Source organism: Bacillus sp. RC51, assembly GCF_044908115.1.
Lineage (GTDB): Bacteria > Bacillota > Bacilli > Bacillales > Bacillaceae_G > Bacillus_A > Bacillus_A mycoides.
The window spans coordinates 464,161-476,166 of sequence record NZ_JBIYCW010000001.1; the positions used below are offsets into that span (position 1 = coordinate 464,161).

Annotated in this window: 12 protein-coding genes and 2 pseudogenes; 11 read left to right on the forward strand and 3 right to left on the reverse strand. The window is 34.7% G+C overall.

Translation table 11 applies throughout. The features are described 5' to 3' along the window. Positions 1–47: 47 nt before the first annotated feature. From ABH959_RS02385 to ABH959_RS02405, 5 genes and pseudogenes are all read left to right on the forward strand, one after another. Positions 48–467 (forward strand): VOC family protein, encoded by a 420-nt coding sequence (locus tag ABH959_RS02385; RefSeq protein ID WP_033730341.1) that lies wholly within the window; start codon positions 48–50, stop codon positions 465–467. A 308-nt stretch (positions 468–775) separates the two neighbouring features. After that, positions 776–1,789 carry a CgeB family protein gene (locus ABH959_RS02390; RefSeq protein WP_002012286.1) on the forward strand — a complete coding sequence of 338 codons (1,014 nt, stop codon included), beginning with the start codon at positions 776–778 and terminating at the stop codon, positions 1,787–1,789. Positions 1,790–1,849: 60 nt separating this feature from the next. Continuing rightward, positions 1,850–1,957, forward strand: a pseudogene (locus tag ABH959_RS02395) (glyoxalase); the annotation flags it as partial. 444 nt (positions 1,958–2,401) lie between these two features. Beyond that, positions 2,402–4,051, forward strand: coding sequence for a copper resistance CopC/CopD family protein (locus tag ABH959_RS02400; protein WP_113938215.1), 1,650 nt, complete (start codon positions 2,402–2,404; stop codon positions 4,049–4,051). Between the two features lie 35 nt (positions 4,052–4,086). Next, a complete protein-coding gene (locus ABH959_RS02405; RefSeq protein WP_002126863.1) occupies positions 4,087–4,707 on the forward strand; it encodes a YcnI family copper-binding membrane protein in 621 nt (206 codons plus the stop codon). Between the two features lie 117 nt (positions 4,708–4,824). Here ABH959_RS02405 and ABH959_RS02410 read toward each other — a convergent pair. Together ABH959_RS02410 and ABH959_RS02415 are read right to left on the reverse strand one after the other, a co-directional pair. Beyond that, positions 4,825–5,231: pseudogene (locus tag ABH959_RS02410) on the reverse strand (alpha/beta fold hydrolase). Between the two features lie 186 nt (positions 5,232–5,417). After that, entirely contained in the window at positions 5,418–6,323 is a 906-nt protein-coding gene (locus ABH959_RS02415) for a DMT family transporter (RefSeq protein ID WP_113938216.1), read from the reverse strand. Positions 6,324–6,420: 97 nt separating this feature from the next. Between ABH959_RS02415 and ABH959_RS02420 the strand changes: the two genes are divergently transcribed. The 4 genes from ABH959_RS02420 (at position 6,421) to ABH959_RS02435 (ending at position 9,271) form a co-directional block, all read left to right on the forward strand. Beyond that, a complete protein-coding gene (locus ABH959_RS02420) occupies positions 6,421–7,290 on the forward strand; it encodes a LysR family transcriptional regulator (RefSeq protein WP_002012297.1) in 870 nt (289 codons plus the stop codon). 118 nt (positions 7,291–7,408) lie between these two features. Further along, the gene (locus ABH959_RS02425; RefSeq protein ID WP_002012300.1) at positions 7,409–7,840 is read left to right on the forward strand and encodes an Rrf2 family transcriptional regulator; all 432 of its coding nucleotides are present in this window, start codon (positions 7,409–7,411) and stop codon (positions 7,838–7,840) included. A 104-nt stretch (positions 7,841–7,944) separates the two neighbouring features. Then, positions 7,945–8,595, forward strand: a complete 651-nt coding sequence (locus ABH959_RS02430; RefSeq protein ID WP_404492236.1) for a DsbA family oxidoreductase — start codon at positions 7,945–7,947, stop codon at positions 8,593–8,595. Between the two features lie 73 nt (positions 8,596–8,668). Next, positions 8,669–9,271, forward strand: coding sequence for a nitroreductase family protein (locus ABH959_RS02435; protein ID WP_002012304.1), 603 nt, complete (start codon positions 8,669–8,671; stop codon positions 9,269–9,271). 164 nt (positions 9,272–9,435) lie between these two features. Here ABH959_RS02435 and ABH959_RS02440 read toward each other — a convergent pair whose 3' ends face one another. Beyond that, a complete protein-coding gene (locus ABH959_RS02440; RefSeq protein WP_002031303.1) occupies positions 9,436–9,855 on the reverse strand; it encodes a GNAT family N-acetyltransferase in 420 nt (139 codons plus the stop codon). A 217-nt stretch (positions 9,856–10,072) separates the two neighbouring features. Between ABH959_RS02440 and ABH959_RS02445 the strand changes: the two genes are divergently transcribed. Further along, positions 10,073–10,207, forward strand: coding sequence for a hypothetical protein (locus tag ABH959_RS02445; protein ID WP_002012306.1), 135 nt, complete (start codon positions 10,073–10,075; stop codon positions 10,205–10,207). Between the two features lie 107 nt (positions 10,208–10,314). Then, a complete protein-coding gene (locus tag ABH959_RS02450; protein ID WP_404492237.1) occupies positions 10,315–11,925 on the forward strand; it encodes an amidase family protein in 1,611 nt (536 codons plus the stop codon). Positions 11,926–12,006 lie beyond the last annotated feature (81 nt).

Below are 12,006 nucleotides of genomic sequence, written 5' to 3' on the forward strand. Positions count from 1 at the left end.
GTTACTATTGATAAGAATAGAAAAAATAAAGTAATAGGGGAAATAAAATGAAAAAAACAATTGACCATATCGGGATCGCAGTTCGTGATATAGATAGTACGATACAGTTTTATGAAAAGGTTTTATCAGGAACTTTAATAGATCGATACGTAAGTGAAGCACCTGGTGTTGAAAGCGAAGTAGCTATTCTTGAAGTTGATGGTGATAGAATCGAATTACTTGCGCCAACGAATAATACGACTTCTCCAATAGCACGATTTATAAAGCAAAAAGGGAAAGGTGTCCATCATGTTGCGTATCGTGTAGACGATTTAGATGTGGCTTTAGAAGAATTAAAGGAACAAGGGATTCGAACGTTAGAACATACGCTTCGCATCAATAAGCATGGTAGACGATTAATTTACCTTAACCCAGCGGATACGGAAGGGACGATTATTGAATATTGTGATTATCCGGAAGTGAAATAAAGGAAGTGTATTGTTGTGAAAGGTGTTACGTACTAATGTAACGCCTTTTTATTTGTATACTTTTCAATATTTCGACGAAAGTATTTCGGAATGTTGAATATATATTATGAGAAGCTATCCACTATCCTGTAGGAGTGGGCATGATTTTTTTTAGTATTTGCGAGCAAATGGAGCCGACTATAGGGTAAGCAATCCTCATTTTGCACAGTAATATATGAAAGAAAAAGAGTGCTTTATAACCAACTATATATTTTATGCAATACATATAATATAAATTGTGAATTTCATGTATTGGAGAGTGGTTATCTGTGGAGATTTCAAATAGTGCTGAAAATTTTAACGTATTATTTGTTACATCTAGTGTTCCTGTCTATTTTCCGGCGCTAGAGGAATCTATATATAATAGTTTGAAAAAGGCAATTCGTAATGTAACGATGGTAACATACGAAAACTTGGTGAAAACGGCTTTAAAGATAAAACCGGCACTCATTATTGTATTTCATGGTTTTGAAGAAGGGATAATTAAGGGAATTCAAGATTTAAAACAATACAACTTTAAAACTGCACTCTGGCTTACAGATGACCCTTACTTTACAGATGTGACGAAAAACTTAGTGCTTGACTATGATTATGTGTTTACGCAAGATACAGGATGTATTGATTTTTATAAAGATTTAGGTTGTGATAATGTATATTATTTGCCTTTAGCAGCAGAACCTCCTGTATATACGCCGATACTTAGGGAAGAGGAATACATATTTGATATTAGTTTCATAGGGACTGCTTTTGATAATCGGCTCGCATTTATTGATTCAATTGCAGAGTACTTAGTGACTAAAAACACTCTAATTATAGGTTGTAATTGGGATAGACTAAAAAGTTATGAGTTATTGAAAGATAAAATTTTACTTTTACCATTTTTGGTTTACGAAAACAGTATAGGATATTACAAAAAAAGTAAAATCAACATGAATATACATCGCTCGATAGAGGATTTAACATTTAATAGAAATAGAGTAAAAGTAAATGCTTGTTCTATTAATAATCGTACATTCGAAATAGCTAGTACAGGTTCTTTTCAAATGACGGATATTCGTTCAGATTTAGAAAAGTGTTATATTCCAGGGGTACAAATTGAGACATTTACCTCAGCGGTTGATTTTATAGAGAAAGCTGAAAGATATTTATCGAACCCGGCACAAAGAAAGAAAATTGCGATGGAAGGGCTGAAGAGAACGCTAATCGAACATACATATGATAAAAGGGTACAACAGCTGTTAAAAATAATTGAAATGAACCCTAAAAAAGAAAATGAAATTTAAAAATAGGGAAAGAATGTGTTGAAACACAACATATGTAAAGAACAAGGTATTTGAATGGAAGAGCATACACTTCGAATGAATAAGCATGGTAGAAGATTAATTTATCTTAACCTAGCGGATACAGAGGGCACGATCATTAATTATTGTCATTATCCGGAAGAGAAGTAAAGGAAGTGTATTATGGAGAAAGGGTGTTGCGTAATAACGTAATACCTTTTTTATTTATCCCGCTATTTGTTGGCAATAAGATTCCCGCTTCAAAAGTCGGAGAATGCGAGGGAGTTAGGTGGGAGATCGAATGCCCGTAAAAGTCCCACTGATTAAAGTTTCACTTTATGTATTTCACATTTTCTTCACAAATGATTCACGATAACTTTTCTTCTTAGGGAACTTACATAAATATATTTTATGCTATAATGATAATCAACTTTAAAAATATTAGTAATATCTATGAAGGTAGCTACTATTATATTAGAAGTATAGAGGTGAGGAATAAATAGAGAGTGATACTAAATAAATCCTTATACTTAATCAGGTTAATATTTTATCAAGAAATAAAACTTGGGAAGTAAAAAGTAATGAAAGTGTAGTGACGAAAAAGAAAGAAGTGAAATGATTGTGAAAGTAATACGAAGGCTAGGGGCATGGCTATTAATTGCGTGCGTGTTGATCATATTGATACCAAAAAGCGCATCCGCTCATGCGTACGTTGTGAAATCAAATCCTGCTGAAAATGAAACGTTAAAGAAAGCACCATCTGTTGTGAAAATTGAATTCGATGAGGACATACAAGTTTCAAGTTTTAATATATTGTTCGTAAGAGATACCTCAGGTCAAAGAGTAGATTTAAAAGATGCTCATATTGATACGAAAAACAAAAAATTATTAGAAGCTGGTTTAAAAGAGAATCTCAAAAATGGTCTTTACTCTATTCAGTGGAAAGCTATTTCAGCTGATGGACATCCAATTCAAGGAGTTATTCCATTCCGTATTGGACTAGCAGAAGCGGGAACAGATGATATAAAAGTAGAAGAGATGGGCTATGTTCCCCAAATCGATATGATTATGGAACGCGGAATTTTATATACAAGTTTTTCTCTATTTATCGGTGTTCTATTATTTAACCTTATCCTTTATAAAGGAAGTGCAAGTCAAGTTCAGTCGAGGAGTAAGAAAATAATATGGATATCATTATTTGGGATATTTATTAGTTTACTATTCAATCTACCATTGCAGGCGAAAATAAATGCTGATGTTTCGTGGTTAGAAGCATTCAATCCTATATTATTAAAAGAAACATTACAACTATCTGTTTTTCGTTATGTATGGATCACTCAAATGGCTCTTATTAGTATGCTGATGATTGTTACATATTTTGCAGTGAAGCGTGAGAAGCTTTCGTCGTTTAAAGTATGGAGCATTCCAATTGTATTATTTATTGGGTTACTTGTTATGAAAGCCTTTAATAGTCACGCATATGGTATAAGGTTTAAAGAAATTGCTGTCGTTATGGACTTTCTGCATTTATTCGCAGCTTCGTTATGGATGGGGGGGCTATCATCGATTGTTCTTCTGTTACGTAAAGAGGATGACAAGTGGACTATGTATTGGGATGCGATTAAGCGTTTTTCGCCATGGGCAACAGGTGCTGTCATTGTGATTTTATTAACGGGTCTCTTTAACAGTACATTTTTTATTCCCACGATCCATTCCCTATTTGATACGAAGTATGGATTGGCCTTATTAGCAAAGATACTTTTATTCGTGTGTATGGGGATATTGGGAATTTTTCATTATGTGAAAGGGAGAATACGAGCGCAGCAAAGGTTAGGAGCTACGGTGAAAGTAGAGTTTATCATTGGAATTATCGTTTTCGTAATCGTAGCTTTTATGACAAACGTACAAACGCCGCCGATGCCTCCTACGGGACCTTTTACAGAGAGTAAACAATTAGATAATGGATATGAACTTACTTTACATGTAAGTCCTAATAAGGTAGGACAGAATACATTTCATATTACTTTGAAGGATGAGAATGGACAGCCTGTTACTGATATGGAACAAATTGTATTGACGACTCAATCTTTAGATATGAATATGGGCAAAGGTTCATTTAAAGTTTCGGCAGTGTCACCGGGAGAATATGAAGCGGACGGTATGTATATTAACATGACAGGAAACTGGAATATACAAGTTCACGGATTAACAAAATCTCTTGATAGTTTCGATACGGATTATAAATTTATTGTAGGTGGCAGATAAAAAAGACGTTATAAATGAAAAGGAGTTTATAGAAAATGAAACGTATAAAAAAATTAGGAACAACAATGATCGCAACAATAATTGCAATGGGGATTTTTTCGTTACCTGTTAGTGCTCACGTAACTGTGAAACCAGCAACTTCTGACGTTAGCTCTTGGGAGACTTATACAATAAAGGTACCTGTTGAAAAGAATATGGCAACAACAAAAGTCACACTGAAAATACCGTCTGGAGTCGAGTTTCAACAGTACGAGCCAGTGCCAGGGTGGAAAGTGGAAGAACAAAAAGATGCAGCTGGAAAAGTTAAAACTGTAATATGGGAAGCAACAGGAGAAGGGATTTTACCTGGTCAGTTCCAACGATTTACTTTCGTTGCTAAAAATCCAGATAAAGAGCAACAAATAGCTTGGAATGCATATCAACAGTATAAAGATGGAGAAATTGTTGAATGGACAGGCGATGAGAAAGCTGAAAAGCCCCACTCACTTACTACGATTGCAAAAGGTACATCATTAACAGGAGAACATGGTGAAGTATCTAGTGTGGAAAAAAATGAAGGTACAAGTAATATGCAAACAATAGCAATTGTCTTATCAGTTTTAGCGATTGTATCTTCCGTAGGTACGTGTGTTTTTGTAGTACGTCGTAAAAAGTAGGGAACATTGAAAGGTCTCATTGAAAGTAATGAGACCTTTGTTAATAAAATTTTGAGATTAAGCAGCTTCGAGGGGATTAGAGCTACAAATACAACATGGTTTATTAAGCTAAGGAGCTCAATTGACTGTCATTACTTCTTCTGGTAGGTTATCGTGCTTAAGCCAGTTTTCAATTAAAGTATTAAATAGTTTGGGATTTGCTAAAGGGATTCCATGACCGATTTTAGGAATGATAATACCTGTGCAATTAATACTTGAGCACCTAACGAAAACCCGATTACTATAACAGTTTTACCTTGTCCTTTTTCTTCAACTAATTCAATGATTTTTTCAGCACTAAAGTGTATTGAAAAATGATCCTTACTACTATTTTCCCCTTGCTCGGGTAAATCAGGAACAAGACAGTGAAAGTTAGTAAAATGTTTAACTTGATTGTCCCACATCCATCCACTGACTCCGCCACCATGAATAAAAACCATAAGTGGAGAGCTTAAATCTCCAAATTCTTTATACTGTAAAACCATATAATTCCCCCTTATGATTAGAATTGTTAGTCCATACATATGTATTAGAGATAATATTTTCTACTTAATTATCATCATACAATAAAAAAGAAAAATTTCCCTTTTGCTAAGATGTTAAGTGACTGTACTGATAAAATGGTAAAAAAGAAAGAGCCTACAAGTGGTAGACTCCTTTCTCATATCTATTTATTTCACTTCAACTTGCTGCCTTACAGCAAGTGCTTTCGGCTTTATATTTACAAAACAAATGCTTACGATAATAAATAAAAGTCCGATGAATAAGCTAATTGTAATGGCCTCATGTAAGAAAATAGAGCTTACAATAATAGCGATCAGTGGGATAAGGAACGTATAAGCCCCAACTTTACTTGCCTCACCAGCTCCTACAAGTGTAAAGTAAGCGAGCCATCCCATTGCAATAACAAAGAACGAGATGAATAGTAGTACACTTACAAATGGTATACTCCAAGCGATGCTAGACCAGCTTTCAAATTCTGAACCAAATCCGATTAAGCAAAGTCCGCCAATAATAAGCTGAAGTGTTACCATCCAAATAGCATTAACGCGGTGTCCAGTTTTCTTAATAAATACTGTGCCGAGTGCCCAGCCGATAGCGCACCCTAAAGCAAGTAGTACACCGATAATAGAAATATGTCCAGTTAAACTACTAGAGCTAATAACCCCAACACCAATAAATCCAAGAATAAGTCCGAAAATTTTCAAGCCGTACATAGATTCTTCAAGCCAAATCCATGAGAAAATGCCGAGTAAGACAGGTTGGAGAAATACGATTGCGGAGAAGAGTCCGGCGGGCATATACTGAAGTCCGACAGTTTGTAGTCCGTAAAACAAAATAATATTGAGTAAAGATGAAATAAAGTATAAATGCCAAGTTTCCTTTAAATTTAATTGTTTGTATCTCGGTAATGCGAAAGTAAGTAAGATAAATCCTCCTATTAATGTTCTAATCCCTGCAAAGAGTACGGGTGGTGTGTAATGCAGAGCGAATTTTGATAACGGCCAATTAATTCCCCACATAATAACGAGAAATGTAAGGATTATGGCCGTCTTAGTTCGAGAAAGCTGTGTCACTGTAATCCCTCCTTGTTGTATTCCATTTCACTATGATATGATATCGACTATGATAAATAAAATGAATCTTTTTTATAAGGAGTATAAGTGATTAGTTATGACCATTACACAACTTCAAGTTTTAATTAAAACGGTTGAATTAGGGAGTTTTACGAAGGCTGCCGGGATGTTAAATATGACACAGCCAGCTGTAAGTCATGCGATTTCAAGCATTGAGTCAGAGTTAGGCGTTACCATTCTTATACGCGATAAACGAAAAGGGCTAATCGTTACGGATGTTGGAAATAGAATTCTTGTACATATTAGAGAAATCTTAAACGGCGTTGAGAAGATTGAACAAGAAGTAGCGATGGAGAAAGGGCACGAAGTTGGGACGATTCGAATTGGGAGTTTTCCGAGTGCTTCTGCACATTTCTTACCCAAAATGATAAATCTTTTTAAGGAGAAGTATCCGAACTTAGAAGTCGTTCTTTGTGAAGGCACGATTAAAGAAGTTGAAGATTGGTTAGTATCGAGGGTTGTTGATATAGGAATTGTTATCTTGCCTAATAAAGATATGGAGATCGTGCCCTTAACGAAGGGGAAAATGGTTGTTGTCTTAAGAGAGGATCATCCTCTTTGTAAGAACGATTCTATTACAATAGGTGATTTAGAGAATGAACCGATCATATTATGTAAGGGTGGGTACGAACCACCCATTATCGATATGTTTAAACAAGCGAACGTACCACTTCGGGCTGAATATATAATTTCCACAGTTACAACAGCTTTAAATATGATTCAAGAAGGATTAGGAATCGCAATTTTGGCTGAGTTATCTTTAACGAGTTTACCAAAGAATATACAAACGAGAGAATTGGAACCACAAGTATGGAGAGAAATTGCTTTAGCTGTTCCTTCATTAAAGGATTCTTCAATCGCTGTGCAGCTATTTATTGAAGAATTTCAAGACTTGTTTGCAGAATAAGAAGAGGTGTCTCATATATTGTAATGGGGCACTTTTTATTTGCTTTAAAAAATTTGTAAAAAGGATTGACTTATACTCTAGTTGTAACTATAATGATTACATCGAGGTGGTAATCACAATGAAAATTAGTAGCCGCTTTTCTATAGCTGTTCATATTTTATCTATTTTGAAAAACAATCCATCTTCAGTTTGTACTTCGGACTATATGGCCGAAAGTGTAAATACAAATCCGGTAGTAATTCGAAAAATAACGTCTTACTTGAAACAAGCTGAGTTTGTATACGTCAAACGCGGTCCGGGTGGCGCGGGATTATTAAAGGATTTACATGAAATCACATTATTAGATGTGTATCATGCAGTGAATGTAGTGGAAGAAGACAAACTATTTCACATTCATGAAAAACCGAATCCAGACTGTCCAATTGGGGCGAATATTCAAGCTGTTTTAGAGGTTATTTTAGTTCAGGCGCAATCTGCGATGGAAGAAGTGTTGAGAAATATTACGATGGGGCAGTTATTTGAATCTTTACAACAAAAAATGAATGCATAATATGATAATTGCAAGTCTCTAAAAGGGAATGCATATTTTTTTCTCGAAATTGTAACCGTTTTGGTTACATTTAAAAAATAAAAAGAAGGTAAGGTGCAAATAATATGACTGTGAAAATGAAAGTATACTCAGATTTTATATGCCCGTTTTGCTTTTTAGCAAAAGGTCCATTAGATGAAGTAGCGAAAGAGAAAGATGTAGAAATCGAATGGATGCCATTTGAATTGCGTCCAAGTCCATATTCTAAAATAGATCCTTGGAACGAGCCAGATAAGTTAGGTTCATGGGATTCTTTCATTCTTCCTACTGCAAAAAAATTAGGGATTGAAATGCGTCTGCCACGTGTTTCTCCGCATCCATATACACATTTAGCTTTTGAAGGGTGCCAATTTGCGAAAGAGCGTGGACTTGGAAATGAGTATCATCACCGAGTATTTACTGCGTTTTTCCAAGAAGAGCAAAACATTGAAGATATTGATGTATTAACGAAATTAGCGGTAGAAGTAGGGCTTCCTGAAGCAGAATTTAAAGATGCTTTAGTAACTCGTAAATATAAAGAAAAACATCAAGAAGCGATTCAACATGCATATGATGAATCGAATATTATGGCGGTACCAACTGTAATGATTGGAGATGAAGTCATTCAAGGACTTGCTAGTAAAGAAACGCTAGAAAGAGTAATTGATAAAGAAATCGAAAAGGATAAAACAAATTCATTTGAAGGTATGCAATGTAAGGCGGATGGATATTGCTAATTCGTCTTGCATGAAAGACTCAAATTGATTTGTTTAAATAAAAATAATAAAACATATATTTGGAGGAATTAAAATGTCAGCAACTACAACAAACTTAAAAGAAGCAATCGTGAACCGTCGTTCAATTCGTAAAGTAACAAAAAACGCTACAATTACAAAGGAAAGAATTGAAGAAGTATTAAAAACAGCTTTACATGCACCAACTTCTTTCAATATGCAAAGTGGCCGTATGGTTGTATTAATGGATGGAGAGCATGAAAAGTTTTGGGATATCGTAAAAGAAACGCTTAGATCACGCGTACCAGCAGAAAACTTTGAAGCGACTGTAGAAAGACTAAAAGGTTTCCATGCAGGTGTAGGTACCGTTTTATTCTTTGAAGATCAAGCAACTGTAGAAAAAATGCAAGAAAATGCACCGTTATATAAAGATCAATTCCCATTCTGGTCTCATCAAGGTAATGCAATGTTACAACATACTGTATGGATGTTATTATCAGCTGAAGGAATTGGCGCATCATTACAACATTACAATCCAATCGTAGATGCTGAAGTGAAAGAAACATGGAATATTCCAGCGGAGTGGAGTTTAGTAGGACAAATGCCATTTGGTGAGCCAAATGAACAACCAGGGGAAAGAACATTCTTACCTACTGAAGATGTAGTGAAATTTTATTAAGAAATTTAATATATACAGAGTTAAATAAATGAAAGGAGAGTACATATATAGCTATATATGTACTCTCCTTTCGTATGTAATGTTTAAATGCGATTGTGGAAAAGGTTACTGCAAGAATAATTTCTTTCATATGAATCGAAGTTTTCCCTACAATTAAAAATCTATCATGTTTTTGAAATGACAGTAAACATCCCCGTCATGTTTGGTGAGTAATTTTTAAAATCAAATTTTTCATAGAACGATTCTTTACCTTGTGATGCAAATAAACCGACAAACGCCTTATCAGGGGCATTCTCATTTAAGTATGCAACCAAAAGATGCATTATTTCTTTCCCAATACCATGTTTCTGATAATCCGGATGAACCACTATATCTTGAATATAGAAATAGATAGATCCATCACCAACAATTCTCCCCATGCCCACAATTTTTTCATTATCTTTGACCGTGATGCAGTGAATAGAATGCTTCAGTGAAGTATCCGCTACTTCAAAATTCATATAATTAGTCCATCCAACAGAATCACACAAATATTTGTACTCTTCCAATGTTGGAATGTTATGTTTAAACTCATATGTTTTCAAAATGCATCCTCCATGTCCTTAAATTCAATAAGTATATAAATTCGAGATATTTTTATCTATTCCTCTTACGCAACAGAACTCCTTTTAGTTATTGAATACTATATCATCTGTCTCGTCTATTTAATTTAGTCCAGCTTCCCTATTCGTATTGGTGTTAATTTATGTGCATTTAGGGAAGAAATATAAGAAATAATCTGGTGAGAAAGGAAGTGGGAACATGAATGATGAGAAAAAATATACAGTTGTCGGTACTGATGTTGATGAAGTGAAACGTTTAAATAAAAATTCAGGGTTAACATATAATCAGGTGAAGGAATTGTTAGCAAAGCAAATGCAAAAAAAAAGTAATTAGATTGAAATCTTTCATTTTTTCATTTAGCATTTTGATTGGAGAGAGTTAAGTAAAAGGTAACTCTCTTTTTTATATAAATGAGCAACTTTTAGAGTGGAGGAAGCAACATGAAAAAATGGGTAAAGATAACGTTGTCTATCGCTGGAGGTATTGTTCTATTGGTGTGTGCCGGAGGATATTACGTGTATAAAAATTATTTTCCAAAGGAACCTGAGCGTATTGTATATGATAAAGACAGAGTGTTAAAACCGATACATAATCAGCTTAAAGGGATCGACATAGATAATATAAAGATAAAAGAAAAAGAAGTTGTAAATACGACTGTGGATGAGCTTCAAAAAATGGTTGATGATGGGAAATTATCATATGAAGAATTAACGAGTATTTATCTTTTTAGAATACAAGAACATGATCAAAATGGAATATCATTAAATGCTGTTACAGAGATTAATCCTAATGCAATGGAGGAAGCACGACAGTTAGATAAAGAGAGATTTTTAAATAAGAAATCGAACTTATACGGCATTCCTGTCATCGTAAAAGATAATGTACAAACAGCGAATGTTATGCCGACAAGTGCTGGAACTTATGTATTAAAAGATTGGATTGCAGATGAAGATGCGATGATTGTGAAGAAGTTGAAAGAAGAAGGGGCGTTTGTTTTAGGAAAAGCAAATATGTCTGAGTGGGCGAATTATTTATCTTTTACAATGCCAAGTGGATATAGTGGGAAGAAAGGACAAAATTTAAATCCATATGGCCCGATTACATTTGATACATCAGGATCGAGTTCAGGATCTGCTACAGTGGTTGCAGCTGATTTTGCACCGCTTGCAATCGGGACGGAAACGACGGGATCCATAGTAGCACCGGCAACGCAACAATCAGTAGTTGGGTTACGTCCGTCTTTAGGTATGGTTAGCAGAACAGGAATTATCCCGTTAGCTGAAACACTTGATACAGCAGGGCCAATGGCAAGAACGGTCAAAGATGCAGCAACGCTATTTAATTCAATGGTAGGTTATGATGGAAAAGATGCTATGATAGAAAAAATGAAAGATAGAGATAGAATGGATTATACGAAGGAGTTATCGATAGATGGATTAAAGGGGAAAAAGATAGGGATTCTTTTTTCTATAGAACAACAAGATGAAATTAGAAAAGCAGTAGCGAAAAAGATTAGAAAGGACCTTGAAGATGCAGGTGCAATATTGACTGATGATGTTCAGTTAAACAGCGAGGGTGTAGATAATCTGCAAACATTAGAATATGAGTTCAAGCATAATGTTAACGATTATCTTTCACGGCAAAAAAATGTGCCAGTAAAATCGTTAGAAGAGATTATAGCGTTTAATAAAAAGGATAGTAAACGACGAATAAAGTATGGACAAACATTAATTGAGGGTTCTGAGAAATCTGCTATAACGAAAGATGAGTTTGAAAAAATAGTTCAAACGAGTCAAGAAAATGCAAGAAAAGAGCTAGATAGGTATTTAGTAGAAAAAGGTTTGGATGCTCTTGTGATGATTAATAACGATGAAGTTCTTCTATCAGCTGTGGCTGGTTATCCAGAATTAGCAGTGCCGGCAGGATATGATTCTGATGGTCAGCCGGTAGGTGTAGTGTTTGTTGGGAAACAGTTTGGTGAAAAAGAACTTTTTAATATTGGATATGCGTATGAACAGCAATCTAAAAATAGACGTTCTCCTAAAATATAGAGTTGAAAAATAGTTTTTAGAAAAGTATTAGATGAAAAATCAGACATTAAAAAAGAAAAAAAGGATTCTTCCTAATTAGTA